The sequence below is a fragment of the Burkholderia sp. MSMB0856 genome (genome assembly GCF_001524645.2).
Classification (GTDB): Bacteria; Pseudomonadota; Gammaproteobacteria; order Burkholderiales; family Burkholderiaceae; genus Burkholderia; species Burkholderia diffusa.
The window spans coordinates 1,243,796-1,261,397 of the sequence record NZ_CP013427.1 but is presented as its reverse complement, the minus strand read 5'-3'; the positions used below and the strand labels follow the sequence as shown (position 1 = coordinate 1,261,397).

12 protein-coding genes and 1 tRNA gene are annotated in these 17,602 nt (G+C 67.2%); 7 read left to right on the top strand and 6 right to left on the bottom strand.

Features of this window, described 5'->3' with window-relative positions:
• The first annotated feature begins 260 nt into the window (after window positions 1–260).
• From fixL to WS87_RS06980, 4 genes are all read left to right on the top strand, one after another.
• On the top strand, window positions 261–2,777 hold the full coding sequence (fixL, locus tag WS87_RS06995; protein ID WP_059464201.1) for an oxygen sensor histidine kinase FixL: 2,517 nt from the start codon (window positions 261–263) through the stop codon (window positions 2,775–2,777).
• The gene (gene fixJ, locus WS87_RS06990) at window positions 2,774–3,412 is read left to right on the top strand and encodes an oxygen response regulator transcription factor FixJ (protein WP_006493245.1); all 639 of its coding nucleotides are present in this window, start codon (window positions 2,774–2,776) and stop codon (window positions 3,410–3,412) included. The genes fixL and fixJ overlap by 4 nt, the downstream gene beginning before the upstream one ends.
• 244 nt (window positions 3,413–3,656) lie before the next feature.
• On the top strand, window positions 3,657–4,514 hold the full coding sequence (folD, locus tag WS87_RS06985; protein ID WP_059464202.1) for a bifunctional methylenetetrahydrofolate dehydrogenase/methenyltetrahydrofolate cyclohydrolase FolD: 858 nt from the start codon (window positions 3,657–3,659) through the stop codon (window positions 4,512–4,514).
• Window positions 4,515–4,768: 254 nt separating this feature from the next.
• A complete protein-coding gene (locus WS87_RS06980; protein WP_059817853.1) occupies window positions 4,769–6,856 on the top strand; it encodes a M3 family metallopeptidase in 2,088 nt (695 codons plus the stop codon).
• A gap of 60 nt (window positions 6,857–6,916) precedes the next feature.
• Here WS87_RS06980 and dinB read toward each other — a convergent pair whose 3' ends face one another.
• Window positions 6,917–8,122: a DNA polymerase IV gene (dinB, locus tag WS87_RS06975; RefSeq protein WP_059817855.1), complete on the bottom strand. Its 1,206-nt coding sequence runs from the start codon at window positions 8,120–8,122 to the stop codon at window positions 6,917–6,919.
• Window positions 8,123–8,292: 170 nt separating this feature from the next.
• Here dinB and WS87_RS06970 point away from each other — a divergent pair, with 170 nt between their 5' ends.
• Window positions 8,293–8,985, top strand: coding sequence for an aspartate/glutamate racemase family protein (locus tag WS87_RS06970; protein WP_059535880.1), 693 nt, complete (start codon window positions 8,293–8,295; stop codon window positions 8,983–8,985).
• Between the two features lie 82 nt (window positions 8,986–9,067).
• Here WS87_RS06970 and WS87_RS06965 read toward each other — a convergent pair.
• A tRNA-Met gene (locus tag WS87_RS06965) sits at window positions 9,068–9,144 on the bottom strand.
• Window positions 9,145–9,325: 181 nt separating this feature from the next.
• On the opposite strand from WS87_RS06965, the gene xth reads away from it, so the two are divergent.
• On the top strand, window positions 9,326–10,102 hold the full coding sequence (gene xth, locus WS87_RS06960) for an exodeoxyribonuclease III (protein WP_208456622.1): 777 nt from the start codon (window positions 9,326–9,328) through the stop codon (window positions 10,100–10,102).
• A gap of 25 nt (window positions 10,103–10,127) precedes the next feature.
• Here the strand turns inward: xth and WS87_RS06955 are convergent, their stop codons facing one another.
• The 4 genes from WS87_RS06955 to glnA all read right to left on the bottom strand — a co-directional run bounded on the left by WS87_RS06955 (window position 10,128) and on the right by glnA (window position 16,629).
• Complete coding sequence (locus WS87_RS06955; protein WP_059817860.1) at window positions 10,128–12,254, bottom strand: prolyl oligopeptidase family serine peptidase; 2,127 nt, start codon at window positions 12,252–12,254, stop codon at window positions 10,128–10,130.
• Between the two features lie 79 nt (window positions 12,255–12,333).
• The gene (ntrC, locus tag WS87_RS06950; protein WP_059535886.1) at window positions 12,334–13,863 is read right to left on the bottom strand and encodes a nitrogen regulation protein NR(I); all 1,530 of its coding nucleotides are present in this window, start codon (window positions 13,861–13,863) and stop codon (window positions 12,334–12,336) included.
• A gap of 46 nt (window positions 13,864–13,909) precedes the next feature.
• Entirely contained in the window at window positions 13,910–15,052 is a 1,143-nt protein-coding gene (gene glnL / locus WS87_RS06945; protein ID WP_059817862.1) for a nitrogen regulation protein NR(II), read from the bottom strand.
• Window positions 15,053–15,213: 161 nt separating this feature from the next.
• Window positions 15,214–16,629: a type I glutamate--ammonia ligase gene (glnA, locus tag WS87_RS06940; protein WP_059535891.1), complete on the bottom strand. Its 1,416-nt coding sequence runs from the start codon at window positions 16,627–16,629 to the stop codon at window positions 15,214–15,216.
• 406 nt (window positions 16,630–17,035) lie between these two features.
• On the opposite strand from glnA, the gene WS87_RS06935 reads away from it, so the two are divergent.
• On the top strand, window positions 17,036–17,500 hold the full coding sequence (locus tag WS87_RS06935; RefSeq protein WP_059535893.1) for a rhodanese-like domain-containing protein: 465 nt from the start codon (window positions 17,036–17,038) through the stop codon (window positions 17,498–17,500).
• Window positions 17,501–17,602 lie beyond the last annotated feature (102 nt).

The window sequence follows — 17,602 nt, the reverse complement described above, 5'->3', positions numbered from 1 at the left end:
GTCCTGGAATGTGAGGATCGCTCTCGTGCAGACGACGCGACGCGGCCGGCTGCGGGCAAGCTCCGACGGATTGTAATGATCGTGTACGGCCACGCGCAACAAAATTTTCGAATTGTGAGATCTTTTCTCGCAATGCGGAATATTGCTGCGCTGCACCCTCGTATCGGGCCTCTCCGGCACGCGCCGCGAGCACAAATCCGTTTCCGTTCAACATATCCGGTATGGGTTTTCCATGTATTGCGCTGCGCTACAATCCTGCCATGTTGACCGATCGGCTTTTCGCACGCTCGGCGCGACCGTCGGGCCCGCCGGCGGAGTCGCAGCCGTCCCGCTGGCACCACGGACCGTGGTGGTCCAACTCCTATTTGCTGACGCCGCTGCTGTCGATCCTCGTGTTCCTCGTGGTGATGAGCCTGATTCTATGGAGCCTCAATCGCCGCGAACAGCAGCAGCAGGAAGACACCCTGTTCCGTAACGTCGCGTGGGCGCAGCAGCAGATCCGCCTGTCGATGACGGGCGCGCAGGAGCAGCTGCAGGCGCTGTCGCGCGATCTCGCGTCCGGCCGCCTCGACCAGAATGCATTCCAGATGGCCGTCGCGGACGTGATGCAGACGCATCCGGAAATCCTCTATCTGAACTGGTACACCGCGCCCGGCGTGCAGCGCTGGCCGACCGTGCACCCGCCGCTGCTCGGCCAGCGGCTCGCGAAGCCCGGCGACGCGCAGATGCAGGACGCCGTGCGCGGCGCGTACGACGAGGCGCGCAGCACGCGCCGCCAGGCCTATTCGCCGCTGATCTACGACGACTTCGGCAACGGCTTCATCACGCTGCAGACGCCCGTGATGCGCGGCGACCGCGAATATCTCGGCTCGATCGCCGCGGTGTTCTCGGTCGAAGGGATCCTGAAGCACGACATCCCGCAGGAGCTGTCGTCGAAGTACAAGATCTCGATCACCGACTCGAACAACCGCGAGCTGTCGTCCACGTCGACGCGCCCGCGCCTGCCGCGCGACTCCCACTACGACCTGCCGCTCGATCCGCCCGGCCAGGGGCTGACCGTGCGCGTGTACGCATTCCCGCAGCTCACGAACCTGACCAACAACACGCTCGTGTGGCTGGTCGCCGGCCTGTCGTGCTTCGTGCTGTGGAGCCTCTGGAGCCTGTGGAAGCACACGCGCCAGCGCTTCGAGGCGCAGCAGGCGCTGTACGCGGAAGCATTCTTCCGCCGCGCGATGGAAAACTCGGTGCTGATCGGCATGCGCGTACTCGACATGCACGGCCGCATCACGCACGTGAACCCCGCGTTCTGCCGGATGACGGGCTGGGACGAGACCGACCTCGTCGGCAAGGTCGCGCCGTTCCCGTACTGGCCGCGCGACGCCTACCCGGAAATGCAGCGCCAGCTCGACATGACGCTGCGCGGCAAGGCGCCGAGTTCGGGCTTCGAGCTGCGCGTGCGGCGCAAGAACGGCACGCTGTTCCATGCGCGCCTCTACGTGTCGCCGCTGATCGACAGCTCGGGCCGCCAGACCGGCTGGATGTCGTCGATGACCGACATCACCGAGCCGAAGCGCGCGCGCGAGGAACTCGCGGCCGCGCACGAGCGCTTCACGACGGTGCTCGAAAGCCTCGACGCCGCCGTGTCGGTGCTCGCCGCCGACGAAGCCGAGCTGCTGTTCGCGAACCGCTACTACCGCCATCTGTTCGGGATCCGCCCGGACGGCCACCTGGAGCTGTCCGGCGGCGGCTTCGACCGCGCGCAGGCGTCGTCCGACTCGATCGACATGGTCGACGCGTTCGCGGGCCTGCCGGCCGCCGCGCTGACGAGCAGCACGGCCGACGCGCAGGAGGTGTACGTCGAGAGCATCCAGAAGTGGTTCGAGGTGCGCCGCCAGTACATCCAGTGGGTGGACGGCCACCTCGCGCAGATGCAGATCGCGACCGACATCACGACCCGCAAGAAGGCGCAGGAACTCGCGCACCAGCAGGAAGAGAAGCTGCAGTTCACGAGCCGATTGATGACGATGGGTGAAATGGCGTCGTCGATTGCTCACGAATTGAACCAGCCGCTCGCCGCGATCAACAACTACTGCTCGGGCACGCTCGCGCTCGTGAAGAGCGGCCGCGGCACGCCCGAAACGCTGCAGCCCGCGCTGGAAAAGACCGCGCAGCAGGCGCTGCGCGCGGGGATGATCGTCAAGCGGATCCGCGAATTCGTGAAGCGCAGCGAGCCGAAACGCCAGCCGGCGCGGGTCGCGGACATCGTCGCCGACGCGGTCGGGCTCGCCGAAATCGAGGCCAGGAAGCGCAGGATCCGGATCGTCACGGAAATCCTCGCAAGAATGCCTATTATTTATGTCGACCCCGTGCTGATCGAGCAGGTGCTCGTGAACCTGATGAAGAACGCGGCCGAGGCGATGGCCGACGTGAAGCCGGCGTCGGCGGACGGCGTGATCCGCGTCGTCGCCGACATTGACGCGGGTTTCGTCGACATCCGCGTGATCGACCAGGGTCCGGGCGTGGACGAAGCGACCGCCGAACGCCTGTTCGAACCGTTTTACAGCACCAAGTCCGACGGCATGGGCATGGGGCTGAACATCTGCCGTTCGATCATCGAATCGCATCGGGGGCGTCTGTGGGTGGTCAACAATGTCGAACCGGACGGCCGCATTTCCGGCGCGACATTCCACTGCAGCCTGCCCATTGGGGAACCCGCTGATCTCGGCCAAGGGGGGCGCGAGGCATCGGCATCACATACCGTTACGGGAGAACTATGAATAGCCCTGTCACCACCACTCAGGAAACTGTCTTCGTCGTCGACGACGACGAGGCCGTACGGGACTCGCTGCGCTGGCTGCTGGAGGCGAACGGCTATCGCGTGCAATGCTTCTCGAGCGCCGAGCAGTTCCTCGATGCCTATCAGCCGGCGCAGCAGGCCGGCCAGATCGCCTGCCTGATCCTTGACGTGCGGATGTCTGGCATGAGCGGCCTCGAACTGCAGGAACGCCTGATCGCGGACAACGCCGCGCTGCCGATCATCTTCGTCACGGGCCACGGCGACGTGCCGATGGCGGTGTCGACGATGAAAAAGGGTGCGATGGACTTTATCGAGAAACCGTTCGACGAGGCCGAGCTGCGCAAGCTCGTCGAGCGGATGCTCGACAAGGCCCGAAGCGAAAGCAAGAGCGTCCAGGAACAGCGCGCCGCGAGCGAGCGCCTGTCGAAGCTGACCGCGCGCGAGCAGCAGGTGCTCGAGCGGATCATCGCCGGCCGCCTGAACAAGCAGATCGCCGACGATCTCGGGATCAGCATCAAGACGGTCGAAGCGCACCGCGCGAACATCATGGAAAAGCTCAACGTCAACACGGTCGCCGATCTGCTGCGCCTCGCGCTGTCGAAGAAGCAGGCCTGAACGTCGCGCGCGGCCGCCGGGCACCTGCCCGGGCGGCCGCACCGTCGCCCTGCCGCGCCGTGCGATGCGGCCCACTCGCGCGGAGCGGCCCGGCGCTTCCTCCCGGCGCGCCGGCACCGCCGCCATGACGCTTTCCTTGTATTCGCTGTCGGACGACGGCAGGCGACCGGTATAATTGCGTGTTTTGCTGCGGCGCTTCGCGCGCCGCACGCCCGCATTCCAACTTCCCGGCAGGACCACCACCATGACAGCCCTCCTCATCGACGGCAACGCCCTCTCGAAGACCTTGCGCGCGCAGGCCGCCGAACGCGCCGCCGCCCTGACCGCACGCGGCCACCAGCCCGGTCTCGCGGTGATCCTCGTCGGCGCCAACCCGGCGAGCGAAGTCTACGTGCGCAACAAGATCAAGGCGTGCGAGGACAACGGTTTCTTCTCGCTGAAGGATGCGTACCCGGACACGCTGTCGGAAGCCGACCTGCTGGCGCGCATCGACGAACTGAACCGCGACCCGAAGATCCACGGCATCCTGGTCCAGCTGCCGCTGCCGAAGCACATCGACAGCCACAAGGTGATCGAGGCGATCGCGCCGGAGAAGGACGTCGACGGCTTCCACGTCGCGAACGCCGGCGCGCTGATGACGGGCAAGCCGCTGTTCCGCCCGTGCACGCCGTACGGCGTGATGAAGATGTTCGAAGCACATGACATCCCGCTGCAAGGCGCGAACGCCGTCGTGATCGGCCGCTCGAACATCGTCGGCAAGCCGATGGCGATGCTGCTGCTCGAGGCCGGCGCGACCGTGACGATCTGCCACAGCAAGACCCGCGACCTCGCCGCGCACACGCGCCAGGCCGACGTCGTGGTCGCCGCGGTCGGCAAGCGCAACATCCTGACGGCCGACATGGTCAAGCCCGGCGCGACGGTGATCGACGTCGGCATGAACCGCGACGACGCGGGCAAGCTGTGCGGCGACGTCGACTTCGCCGGCGTGAAGGAAGTCGCCGGTCACATCACGCCGGTGCCGGGCGGTGTCGGCCCGATGACCATCACGATGCTGCTGATCAACACGATCGAAGCCGCCGAGCGCGCCGCCGCGGCCGCCTGATCGCAACGCGATCGCCCCTGCCCGCCCAGCCGGCGCGCATTCGTGCGCCGGCGTCTGGCCGGCCGCCGTCGCGGCCGCGCCGTTGCACCAAACTCCCCCGTATCCGACCCCGCACCGAGCACAACCAATCGCGTCGTTAGAAACTAACGATTGGAAAGCGCGCGATGCGCCCCAATAATGTCGATATCGGGCGCCGCCGCATCGCGCCTCACCCTTTTCACTCCGGTTCATCCGGCAACAGACAGGGAGTCTTAATGTCCGCCAGCGCCAACACCAATCCGCTCCTCGATTTCTCCGGCCTGCCCCGCTTCGGCGAGATTCGTCCGGAACACGTGACGCCCGCGCTCGACACGCTGCTCGATGCCGCCAACCGCGCGGTCGACACCGCGAGCGCGCCGGCGACGCCGGCGACGTGGGCCGCGATCGTCGAGACGGTCGAGCAGGCGACGGAGCCGCTCGGGCGTGCATGGGGCGTCGTCGGCCACCTGAACGCGGTCGCCGATACGCCGGAGTTGCGCGCCGCCTACGGCGAAAACCTGCCGCGCGTGACCGAGTTCTGGTCGAGCGTCGGCCAGAACCTCGCGCTGTACGAGAAGTACAAGGCGATCGCCGCGAGCGCCGAATACGCGACGCTGTCCGCCGAACGCAAGAAGATCCTCGACAACGCGCTGCGCGATTTCCGCCTGTCGGGCGCCGAGTTGCCCGAGGACCGGAAGCCGCGCTTCGCGGAACTGCAGGAGCAGCAGGCCGCGCTGTCGAAGGCGTTCTCCGACCACGTGCTCGACGCGACCAACGCGTATGCGTATTTCGCGCACGACGAAGCCGAGCTGGCCGGCCTGCCGGGCGACGCGATCGAAGCGGCCCGCGAAGCCGCGCAAAAGGAAGGCAAGGAAGGCTGGAAGTTCACGCTGCACTTCCCGTCCTACTTCCCGGTGCTGCAGTACGCCGAGAACCGCGCGATGCGCGAGACGCTGTACCGCGCATATGCGACCCGCGCATCGGAACTCGGCCCGCAGTACGGCGGCGGCAAGGCCGAGTGGGACAACACGGCGATCGTCGCCGACGAACTGAAGCTGCGCCGCGAAGAAGCGCAGATGCTCGGCTACCGCAACTTCGCCGAAGTGTCGCTCGCGCCGAAGATGGCCGAATCGCCGCAGCAGGTGATCGCGTTCCTCGAGGATCTCGCGACGCGCGCGCGCCCGCACGCTGACAAGGACTGGGACGAACTGCGCGCGTTCGCCGCGAAGGAACTCGGTCTGGCCGAGCTCGCGCCGTGGGACGTCGCGTTCGCGGCCGAGCGGCTGCGCCAGCAGCGCTACGCGTTCTCGGAAAACGAGGTCAAGCAGTACTTCCCGGAACCGGCCGTGCTGAAAGGCCTGTTCACCGTCACCGAAACGCTGTTCGGCGTGCGGATCAAGCCGGACGACGCACCGGTGTGGCACAAGGACGTGCGCTTCTTCCGCGTGGAAAACCGCGACGGCTCGCTCGTCGCGCAGTTCTATCTCGACCTGTATGCACGCGAAGGCAAGCGCGGCGGCGCGTGGATGGACGATGCGCGTGCGCGCGCGAAGCGCGGCAACGCCGTGCAGACGCCGGTTGCGTATCTGACCTGCAACTTCTCGGCACCGGTCGGCGGCAAGCCTGCATGCTTCACGCACGACGAAGTCATCACGCTGTTCCATGAATTTGGCCACGGGCTGCATCACATGCTCACGCGCGTCGACGAACTCGGCGTGTCGGGCATCAACGGCGTCGAATGGGATGCGGTCGAACTGCCGTCGCAGTTCATGGAAAACTTCTGCTGGGAATGGGACGTGCTGTCGTCGATGTCGTCGCACGTCGATACGGGCGCCACGCTGCCGCGCGAGCTGTTCGACAAGATGATCGCCGCGAAGAACTTCCAGAGCGGCCTCGGCACGCTCCGCCAGATCGTGTTCTCGATGTTCGACATGCTGCTGCACGTCGACTTCGACCCGGCCGGCACGACCGGCGTGAACGCATTCGCGCGCGAGATCAACGAGCGCTACCACGTGATCCCGCAGGCGGCGTTCTCGCGCTGGCCGAACACGTTCAGCCACATCTTCGCGGGCGGCTATGCGGCCGGCTATTACAGCTACAAGTGGGCGGAGGTGCTGTCGGCCGACGCGTATGCGGCGTTCGAGGAAGCGGCTGCCGCAAGCGGCAGCGTGCTCGACGCGGCGACCGGCACGCGCTATCGCCGCGAGATCCTCGAGGTCGGCGGCAGCCGGCCGGCGATGGATTCGTTCAAGGCGTTCCGCGGCCGCGAGCCGGAAATCGACGCGCTGCTGCGCCACAACGGGATGGCTTCCCCCGCGCACTGAGCATGCGCTGCCCGGCTCGTCCGGCAGCATCGAAAGGCACCGCTTCGGCGGTGCCTTTTTTCATGGTGCCGGCGTCTCGCCGCCGGCTTCGACCGTGTTGTCGGTGTTGCGGTCGGCCTCATCGTCGAACAGCGAAAACTGCCCGTGACGCTCGGCCGTGTCCTCGTCGATGCGCACGCCGACGCCGAGCAGCCGCACGGCCTGCGCGCGCCGCTGCAGCCCCTTCGCGAGCAGCGTGACGGCCGTTTGCGCATTCGTCGCGTCGGCCACGCACTCGACCGTCGTGCGCTGGAAATCGGCGAAGCGAATCTTCACGTACAACTTGCGGATCGCACGGGCCGCGCCCGCGCGCGCGATGCGCGCGTCGAGCTGCACGACCAGGCGGCGGATCTCGTCCGCGCATTGCTCGAGCGTCGTCAGGTCGGTCACGTAGGTCGTCTCGACGCTGACCGACTTGCGCTCCTGATCGGCCTGCACCGGCCGCTCGTCGATTCCGCGCGCCAGCTGGTAGAGCCGCCGGCCGAACGCGCCGAACTCGCGATGCAGGTCGATCAGCGACCAGTCGCGCAGCTGCGCGCAGGTCTGGATGCCGAGCCGGTCGAGCCGCGTGGCCGTCACCTGGCCGACGCCGTGCAGCTTGCGCACCGGCAACGCCGCGACGAATGCATCGACCTCATGCGGGCGCACGACGAACAGGCCGTCGGGCTTGTTCCAGTCGGACGCGATTTTCGCGATGAACTTGTTCGGCGCGACGCCCGCCGACACCGTCACGCCGACCGTGTCGTACACGCGCTGGCGAATCTCCCGCGCAATCAGCGTCGCGCTGCCCTGGCACAGTTCGGAGCCGCTGACGTCGAGGTACGCCTCGTCGAGCGACAGCGGCTCGACGTCACGCGTGTAGTCGCGATAGATCGCCATGATCTGCCGCGACGCCGCGCGGTACTTGTCCATCGCGGACGGCAGGATCAGCAGGTCCGGGCACTTGCGCATCGCCAGCGCCGACGACATCGCCGAATGCACGCCGTAGCGCCGCGCCTCGTAATTGCAGGTCGCGATCACGCCGCGCTGGTCGGGCCGGCCGCCGACCGCGAGCGGCCGGTTGCGCAGCGACGGGTCGTCGCGCATCTCGACCGATGCGTAAAAGCAGTCGCAATCGCAATGGATGATCTTGCGCACGCGCGACGGCGCGTCGCCGGGTGGCGGCACGCGCGGATCGGCAGGCGGGATGATGGTCGGATTCACGGTGCCGATACTGTACAAAAACACAGTGGTCGTTTCAACTGTCGCGTGCTGTCGCGTTCGGTCGCCTCCACGCAGTTCCGGCACGTTCCGGCCGGCCGCACCGTACCGGTCCGCTTCGCGCGGATTGTACCGCCGCGCGCAAGGACCGCCCCCTATACTCGTCTGCCACAGGTTACGCAACGCACGGGTGACGGATGAAGACGATCGGACTGATCGGCGGGATGAGCTGGGAATCGTCGGCGGAGTACTACCGGATGATCAATCGCCATTCGAAGGCGCTGCACGGCGGCCATCACAATGCGAAGAGCGTGCTGGTCACGGTGGATTTCGCGGAGATCGAAGCGCTGCAGCGCGCGCAGGACTGGGCCGCGCTCGGCGAGCGGATGGCCGATGCCGCGCGCCGGCTCGAAGCGGCCGGCGCCGACCTCATCGTGCTGACGACCAACACGATGCACCGCGTGCACGGCGCGATCGAGGCTGCGGTGGCGCTGCCGTTCCTGCACATCGCCGATCCGACCGGCGCCGCGCTGCGTGCAGCGGGCGTCGAGCGCGTCGCGCTGCTCGGCACGCGCTACACGATGGAACTGCCGTTCTACGCGGCGCGTCTGCGCGACAAATTCGGCCTCGACGTGCTGGTGCCGGACGAATCCGCGCGCGGCGACGTGCACCGGATCATCTACGACGAGCTGTGTCATGGCGTGATCGATGCCGGGTCGCGCGCGACCTACGTGGCCATCATCGACGAACTGGCAACACGCGGCGCGCAGGCGGTGATACTCGGCTGCACGGAAATCACGCTGCTGATCGGTGCGGACGATTCGCCGCTGCCGGTGTTCGATACGACCGCGCTGCATGCGAAGGCGGCGGTCGAGTGGGCGGCGGGCTGAAAACAAAAAACCCGGCACGAGGCCGGGTTCCTGTCGACGAAGCGCGCATCGGTCACTTGCGCTGCACATCGTCTGGTGTGCTTGGTTGCGGGGGTAGGATTTGAACCTACGACCTTCGGGTTATGAGCCCGACGAGCTGCCAGACTGCTCCACCCCGCGTCAGAGAAATAAATTATAGGGTGATGAAGTACTCACGTCAACACTTTTGTCACAATTTCTTTGCAGGTCGTCGATAACGCAATGCATCGCGCCTGCTTCGCGTCGCGTGTCGCGCGCGTTCGCGCCCCTTGCTCGCGGTAAGATGGCGGCCTTCGCATTCACCCCGCACGCATTCCCGTTCATGAAAATCGCCACCTGGAACGTCAACTCGCTCAACGTCCGCAAGCAGCACGTGCTCGACTGGCTCGCGCAAAGCGGAACCGACGTGCTGTGCCTGCAGGAACTGAAGCTGCCCGACGAGAAGTATCCGCGCGCCGATCTCGAGGCTGCCGGCTACCGCAGCTGGTTCACGGGCCAGAAAACCTACAACGGCGTCGCGATCCTGGTGCGCGACACGCTCGCCGTCGACGAATCGGACGTCGTGCGCAACATCCCCGGCTTCGACGATCCGCAGCAGCGCGTGATCGCCGTGACGGTCGACGGCGTGCGCATCGTGTCCGCCTATTTCCCGAACGGCCAGGCGCCCGACTCCGACAAGTTCGTCTACAAGATGCAGTGGCTCGACGCGCTGCATGCGTGGCTGAGCACCGAGATGCAGCGCTACCCGAAGCTCGCGCTGCTCGGCGACTACAACATCGCGCCGGAAGACCGCGACGTGCACGACCCGGCGAAATGGGAAGGCCAGAACCTCGTGTCGCCGCAGGAGCGTGCGCACTTCGCGAAGCTGATCGAACTCGGCTTCGTCGATGCATTCCGCCGTTTCGAACAGCCGGAGAAGACCTTCACGTGGTGGGACTACCGGATGTTCGCGTTCCGCCGCAACGCGGGGCTGCGTATCGACCACGTCCTGCTGTCGCCGGCGCTCGCCGCCACCTGCACGTCGTGCGAAGTCGACCGCGTGCCGCGCACGTGGGACCAGCCGTCCGACCACACGCCCGTCGTCGCGATCGTCGGCTGAGCCCCCTGCCCGCTCACGCCCGCGCTCAATCGCGCGCGGGCGCGGGCCCGAGATGGGCCCACAGGAAGCCGAATTCCGCCGCATCGGATTCGGCGCGCTCCAGATCGTCGGCGCTGCCGTGACCGCCGTCGGTGTTCTCCCAGTACCACACGCGTTCGTGTCCGAGCGCATGCATGCGCGCGGCCATCTTGCGTGCATGCGCGGGATGCACGCGGTCGTCGCGCGTCGACGTCGTCAGCAGCAGCGGCGGATACACGACACCGTCGCGCACGCGGTGATACGGCGAGTAGGCGGCAAGCGCCGCGCCCTCGCGCGCATCGTCCGGGTCGCCGTACTCGTCGAGCCATGCGGCGCCCGCGTGCAGCTTCGGATAGCGCCGCATGTCGAGCAGCGGCACGCGGCACAGCACCGCGCCGAACAGTTCCGGACGCTGCACCATGCAGGCGCCCACCAGCAGCCCGCCGTTGCTGCCGCCCTCGATGCCGAGCTGCGCGGCCGTCGTCACGCCGGTGCGGATCAGGTCCTCGGCCACCGCGATGAAGTCGTCGAACGAGCGCTGCCGATGTTCGCGCTGCGCGTCGACGTGCCAGCCCGGCCCGAATTCGCCGCCACCCCGGATGTGTGCGAACGCCGCGACACCGCCGCGTTCGAGCCACGCAATGCCGAGTGCATCGCTGTAGCCCGGCAGGTTCGGAATCGCGAAGCCGCCATAGCCTGACAGCAGGCACGGGCGCGCGACGCGGGTGCGGCCGTCGGCGCGCTCCGGCGCATCGAGTGCATCGAGCGCGTCACGCGGCCCGATCAGCGTGTACGGCACCACCGTGCCGTCGCGCGAACGGGCATTCGCGCGGCGCACGACGAGCCCGGCCGCATCGAACCGCACCGGCGGCCGGTCGAGCAGCACGCGGCGCGACGGCGCATCGGCCGCGCGATCGGTCAGGTCGGCGAGCCAGCATTCGGGCGGATCGAGATAGGTATCGACGTCCACGTACACGTCGTCGTTCAGCGTCGACTCGACCGGCTCGACGTCGATCTGCGCATCGCCCGGCCAGTCGAACGGCCGCGCGTCCCACGTCCACGCGCCGTCCTCGCCCTGACGCGGCTGCCACAGCATCGTGCGGTTGTGCACGTCGTCGAGCCAGCTCGCGATCAGCATCGTGCGCGTGTGCGTCCACGTGCAGGCGGACGTCGACGGCCGCGGCGCGAACAGCGTCGTGAGCTCGCGCGACCCCGCCAGGAACGCCTGCTCGCGGATCGCGAGCAGCGAGCCGCCCGCGTGATGCACACCGCCGCAGTCCCAGTCGAGCCGCGGCTCCAGCACGAGCCAGCCTTCCCAGAAGCCGACCTCGACATGCGTCGGCACGTCGTAGCGCGCCCACTCGCCCGCGTCGGTCAGCCAGTACGCGTGTGCGTCGAAGAAATCCACGCTGCGCCACGCGACGTGACGGCCATCGATCGGGTCGAACCACGCGCCCGCGCTGATGTCGTCGGGTTCGCCGCGAAACACGACCGGCGCATCGGCGAGCGGCGTGCCGCGCACCCAGCGGCGCGCGTCGTACGGATAGCCGGCCGCGGTCGCATGCGCTTCGCCGCGATCCCAGCTCACGTAGACGGTATCGCGGTCGATCCAGCCGACCGTGTGATGCCCCGGCTCGTCGATCGTGAAACCGCCGTCGACGAAACGACGCTGCACGAGATCGAACTCGCGCACGACGACGGCGTCGGCCCCGCCGGGCGACAGCGACAGCAGCGCGCGGTCACCGTCGGGGTACAGGATCGCGTCCTGCTCGAACACCCACGACTCGCCCTCTTGCGCGCCGAGCGCGTCGACGTCGAGCAGCGTTTCCCATTCGGGCCGGCCGGCGCGCCAGTCGTCCCAGCGCGCGCGGCGCCACAGTCCCTTCGGATGGAGATCGTCCTGCCACAGGTCGTACGCCCAGTCGCGCCAGCGGGTCGGAATCACCGGGCGTTCGCGCGGCAGATACGCCTGCGCAAGCCGCGCGGTGAGCGCGCGATACGCATCGTCGTCGCGCAGCGCGACACGCGTGCGCGCGTTCTGCTCGTCGACCCAAGCGCGGGCACGCTTGCTGTCGAGCGCTTCGAGAAAGCGGAAGGGATCGGCCCCGGCGGGCCAGCGGAAGGAATCGGACATGACGGAACGCACCTGACGGCAAACCGCGATTATGTCCGATCACGGCATGCGCGACGTCCGCGCATGCCGCGACAGAGGTTTACGGCTCCAGATGCAGTTCCTGGATCTTGCGCGTGATGGTGTTGCGGCCGATGCCGAGCCGCTCCGCCGCCTCGACCTTGCGGCCGCGCGTGAAGTCGAGCGCCTCGCGAATCACGGCTGCCTCGAAGCGGCGCGCGAGCTCGTCCATCACGTCGGCCGAATTCTCGCGCAGCAGCCGCGCGACTTCGGTGCGCAGCCCGCTTTCCCACATCGGATAGCCGGCCGGCGCACCGTTCGGTGCGGCCGCGACGGGCGCCGCCGTCAACGGCACGACACCGGCCGCCAGCTGCGCGCGCGCCGCGTCGCCCGCGACGCCGCCGCTCACGCCGCCGAGTGCATCCGCGCCATCGGCCGTCGCGGTCACCGGCGCGCCTGCCGGCACGAGGTCGGGCGGCAGGTCCTTGATCTCGACCGTCTGCGCGGGCGCCATCACGGTCAGCCAGTTCGCGAGGTTCTCGAGCTGCCGCACATTGCCGGGAAACGGCAGCGACGTCAGATACGCGAGCGCTTCGTCCGACACGCGCTTCGGCTCGACGCCGAGATCGCGCGCACTCTTCTGCAGGAAGTGACGCGTGAGCAGCGCGATGTCCTCGCTGCGTTCGCGCAGCGGCGGCAGCCGCAGCCGGATCACGTTGAGCCGGTGGTAAAGGTCCTCGCGGAACAGCCCCTGCCGCACGCGCGCCTCCAGATTCTGGTGCGTCGCGGCGATCACGCGCACGTTCGCGCGCAGCGGATTGTGGCCGCCGACGCGATAGAACTGGCCGTCCGACAGCACGCGCAACAGGCGCGTCTGCAGATCGAACGGCATGTCGCCGATTTCGTCGAGGAACAGCGTGCCGTTCTCGGCCTGCTCGAAGCGGCCCTGGCGCGTCGTCTGCGCGCCGGTGAACGCGCCACGCTCGTGGCCGAACAGTTCGGATTCCAGCAGGTCCTTCGGAATCGCCGCCGTGTTCAGCGCGATGAACGGGCCGTTCGCCCGCGGGCTGTGACGGTGCAGCGCCCGCGCGACGAGTTCCTTGCCGGTGCCCGATTCGCCGGTGATCAGCACGGTCGCGGCCGAATGCGACAAGCGGCCGATCGCGCGGAACATGTCCTGCATCGCGGGCGCCTGGCCGAGCATCTCGGGCGCCTCGGCGACGCGCTCGTCCTGCGGCGCGCCGCCGCGCAGGCTCTCCTCGACCGCGCGGCGAATCAGCTCGACGGCCTTGTCGACGTCGAACGGCTTCGCGAGATATTCGAACGCGCCGCCCTGGAACGCCGCGACGGCGCTGTCGAGATCGGAGAACGCCGTCATGATGATGACGGGCAGGCCCGGCAAACGCTCGTGCATCGCCTGCAACAGCTCGAGGCCGGAGCCGCCCGGCATCCGGATGTCGGACACGAGCACCTGCGGCGTCTCGTGGTCGAGCGCGGCCAGCGCGTCGCGCACGTTCGCGAAGCTCTTCGTCGCGAAGCTGTCCCGGGCGAGTGCCTTTTCGAGCACCCAGCGGATCGATTGGTCGTCGTCTACTATCCAGATCGGCTTCATAGGTCGGTCAGGTATGGGTGAATCCGGTGAATCGCCATGCCGTCGCTCAGTGATCGAGCGGCAGCAGGATCTGAAATTCGGTACGGCCGGGCCGGCTCTCGACCTCGATCATCCCGTCGTGCTGCTGCACGAAGGTCTGCGCGAGCGTGAGGCCGAGGCCGCTGCCGTCGTCGCGCCCGGACACGAGCGGGTAGAAGATCCGGTCGCGGATCTCCTCCGGAATGCCGGGCCCGTTGTCGACCACGTGCAAGTCCAGTGCCAGCTTGTACAGGCGCTTCGCGATCGTCACCTTGCGCGCGACGCGCGTGCGCAGCTCGATCTTCGCGTCGCCCTGCGCGATCCGTTCGCGCAGCGCCTGCGCGGCGTTGCGCACGATGTTCAGCAGCGCCTGGATCAGCTGCTCCTTGTCGCCGCGCAGGTCCGGCACGCTCACGTCGTAATCGCGCTCGATGGTGAGCCCGCGCGGAAATTCCGCTAGCATCACCGCGCGCACGCGTTCGCACACTTCATGAATGTTGACGTCGCCGACGATGTGCGGATGTCGGTGCGGCTCCAGCAACCGGTCGACGAGCGTCTGCAGCCGATCGGACTCCTTGATGATCACCTGCGTGTATTCGCGCAACTCGCCGCGCTCGCGCTCGCTCAGTTCGAATTCGAGCAGCTGGGCTGCGCCGCGAATGCCGCCGAGCGGGTTCTTGATTTCGTGCGCGAGGTTGCGAATCAGTTGCTTGTTGACCGCGGTCAGGTCGTGGATGCGCTCCTCGCGATCGGTGCGCGACTGCCGTTCGTTCTCGAACAGCTCGACGAGCACGAAATCGGGCGCGGTCTCGAGGAAGCCGACGATCGCATGCACGTGCAGCGGTTCCCGGCCGGGCCGGTCGAGCACGGTATCGAGATGCGTCGCGTGAAAGCGCTCCTCGCCGATCGCGGTGATCGTCGACGCGAGCTCGTTCGCGTTCGGGAAAATCTCGCCCCACGGCCGCTGCGCGAGCTGCCGGCGCGAGATGTCGAGCATCGCCTCCGCGGACGGGTTCGCGAACGCGACCCGCAGCGTCTTGCGGTCGAGCACGATCACGACCGTCGGCAGCGCTTCCAGCCCGGCAAGCAGGCCCGAGCGCGAGAGCCGCTCGTCGTCCGTCAGTCGCTCGGGCTGCCCCGTCCTCGCCTTGATCAGATTCTTCAGAGCCATCGTGCGTGTCGTCGCGCCTCAGCGGGTCGGAAAATGGAAATGCTCGGAACAAAAAAGGGACGGCTGGACGCCGTCCCCTTTCAGACTCCGCGGTTCCCGCCGCAAGCCGCGCGACGGGAACGAACCGGCATGACGGCGCTGAATCGAAGCGCCATCGCCGATTACAGCGAGTAGTACATCTCGAACTCGATCGGATGCGTCGTCATGCGGAACTTCGCCAGCTCCTGCTCCTTCAGCGCGAGGTACGCATCGATCATGCCGTCGGTGAACACGCCACCGCGCGTCAGGAACTCGCGATCCTTGTCGAGCGCTTCCAGTGCCTGGTCGAGGCCTGCGCAGACGGTCGGGATCTTTGCATCCTCTTCCGGCGGCAGGTCGTACAGGTTCTTGTCCGCGGCTTCGCCCGGGTGGATCTTGTTCTGCACGCCGTCGAGACCGGCCATCATCAGTGCCGTGAAGCACAGGTACGGGTTGGCCATCGGGTCCGGGAAGCGCGTTTCGATACGGCGGCCCTTCGGGTTCGACACGTGCGGAATGCGGATCGATGCCGAACGGTTGCGTGCCGAGTAGGCGAGCTTGACCGGTGCCTCGAAGTGCGGAACCAGACGCTTGTACGAGTTCGTCGTCGGGTTCGTGATCGCGTTCAGCGCACGGGCGTGCTTGATGATGCCGCCGATGTAGAACAGCGCGAATTCCGACAGGCCGGCGTAGCCGTTGCCCGCGAACAGGTTCTGGCCGTCCTTCCAGATCGACTGGTGAACGTGCATGCCCGAACCGTTGTCACCGACGACCGGCTTCGGCATGAACGTCGCCGTCTTGCCGTACGAGTGCGCGACGTTATGGATGATGTACTTCGACCATTGCGTCCAGTCGGCGCGCTGCACCAGCGTCGAGAACTTCGTGCCGATTTCGTTCTGGCCCTGGCCCGCCACTTCGTGGTGGTGCACTTCGACCGGGATGCCGAGCTGTTCGAGCAGCAGGCACATTTCCGAACGCATGTCCTGGAACGTGTCGACCGGCGCGACCGGGAAGTAGCCGCCCTTCGTGCCCGGACGGTGACCCGTGTTGCCGCCTTCGAATTCCTTGCCTGCCGACCACGGCGCTTCTTCCGAGTTGATCTTCACGAAGCAGCCCGACATGTCCGTGTTCCACTGGACCGAGTCGAAAATGAAGAATTCCGGCTCCGGACCGAAGTAGGCGGTGTCGCCCAGGCCCGTGCTCTTCAGGTACGCTTCGCCGCGCTTCGCGAGCGAACGCGGGTCGCGCTCGTAACCCTTGCCGTCGGCCGGCTCGACCACGTCGCAGGTCAGCACCAGCGTCGACTCTTCGTAGAACGGGTCGATGAATGCGGCGGTCGGGTCCGGCATGAGCAGCATGTCCGACGCCTCGATGCCCTTCCAGCCGGCGATCGACGAGCCGTCGAATGCATGACCGCTTTCGAACTTGTCTTCGTCAAACGCCGAAACCGGCACCGACACGTGCTGTTCCTTGCCGCGCGTATCCGTGAAGCGGAAATCGACGAACTTGACGTCCTCGTCCTTCACGAGCTGCATGACGTCGGCGACGGTTTTACTCATAACCTCTTCTCCTGATTGAACAATTCCGGCGGACTGGGAACCGCCTCGTTTATCGAGCTGCCCGGAGTCTGGCTTTGGCGCAGCGCGCCCCGGGTCGACCGAATTCTATATAGCAGCAACCGTGCCAGCCATGCACAGAAGCGACATGAATCGCGCCAGACCGCGCCACGGCAGGGCCCGGCTGCGCGATTCCGGGGCCAGGCGCCGCATCGGCGATCGCATGACCGCACCTCCATGGTGCAAATGGCGAAACATGCCCATGCTGCAGATTCATTCTGGTGCACGCACGCCATTCTGCACTTTTTTGGTGAATGCGTGGGCGGTGCATACCCTGCCGGGCAACCGGACATCCGCGCGGCGGCGCCGCGCTAGAATGATCGTTTGACCGATACGGAGACCTCCTGCCATGAGTACGCTCGACCAGCTTTACGCGAAGGCCGAAGAACGCCGCGCCCAGGGCGCGCTCCACTATGCCGGCGCACTGCTGCCGGTCGAGGCATTCGAACTGCTGCAGCTCGACCCGTCGGCACGCCTCGTCGACGTGCGCACCCGCGCCGAGCTCGACTGGATCGGCCGCCCGCTCGTCGGCGACGGCCAGTACCTGCACCTCGAATGGACGCGCTATCCGGGCGGCGTGCCGAACGCCGAATTCGTCGATCAACTGAAAGCGGCCCTCCCGGCCGATACGCCCATCCTGTTCCTGTGCCGCAGCGCGGCGCGCTCGAAGCTCGCCGCGGTCGCCTCGACGCAGGCCGGCTTCACGAAGGCCTTCGACCTGCTCGAAGGCTTCGAGGGCGGCAAGGATGCCGAAGGCCACCGCAAGACGGTCGACGGCTGGTGCTTCCGGAAACTGCCGTGGATCGGCGCCTGACGGCGCATCCACCCAAGGACGCCCGACTGCGACATCGTCGAGCCGGGCGATGACATCCCGATGACGGGCCGCATTGCGCGGCCCGTGGTTTTTGTGCGGCCG

Bases quoted from the DNA above. Each gene is read 5' to 3' on its own strand.
- fixL (WP_059464201.1), top strand. From the start codon at position 261: ATGTTGACCGATCGGCTTTTCGCACGCTCGGCGCGACCGTCGGGCCCG.
- fixJ (WP_006493245.1), top strand. From the start codon at position 2,774: ATGAATAGCCCTGTCACCACCACTCAGGAAACTGTCTTCGTCGTCGAC.
- folD (WP_059464202.1), top strand. From the start codon at position 3,657: ATGACAGCCCTCCTCATCGACGGCAACGCCCTCTCGAAGACCTTGCGC.
- WS87_RS06980 (WP_059817853.1), top strand. From the start codon at position 4,769: ATGTCCGCCAGCGCCAACACCAATCCGCTCCTCGATTTCTCCGGCCTG.
- WS87_RS06970 (WP_059535880.1), top strand. From the start codon at position 8,293: ATGAAGACGATCGGACTGATCGGCGGGATGAGCTGGGAATCGTCGGCG.
- xth (WP_208456622.1), top strand. From the start codon at position 9,326: ATGAAAATCGCCACCTGGAACGTCAACTCGCTCAACGTCCGCAAGCAG.
- WS87_RS06955 (WP_059817860.1), bottom strand. From the start codon at position 12,254: ATGTCCGATTCCTTCCGCTGGCCCGCCGGGGCCGATCCCTTCCGCTTT.
- ntrC (WP_059535886.1), bottom strand. From the start codon at position 13,863: ATGAAGCCGATCTGGATAGTAGACGACGACCAATCGATCCGCTGGGTG.
- glnL (WP_059817862.1), bottom strand. From the start codon at position 15,052: ATGGCTCTGAAGAATCTGATCAAGGCGAGGACGGGGCAGCCCGAGCGA.
- glnA (WP_059535891.1), bottom strand. From the start codon at position 16,629: ATGAGTAAAACCGTCGCCGACGTCATGCAGCTCGTGAAGGACGAGGAC.
- WS87_RS06935 (WP_059535893.1), top strand. From the start codon at position 17,036: ATGAGTACGCTCGACCAGCTTTACGCGAAGGCCGAAGAACGCCGCGCC.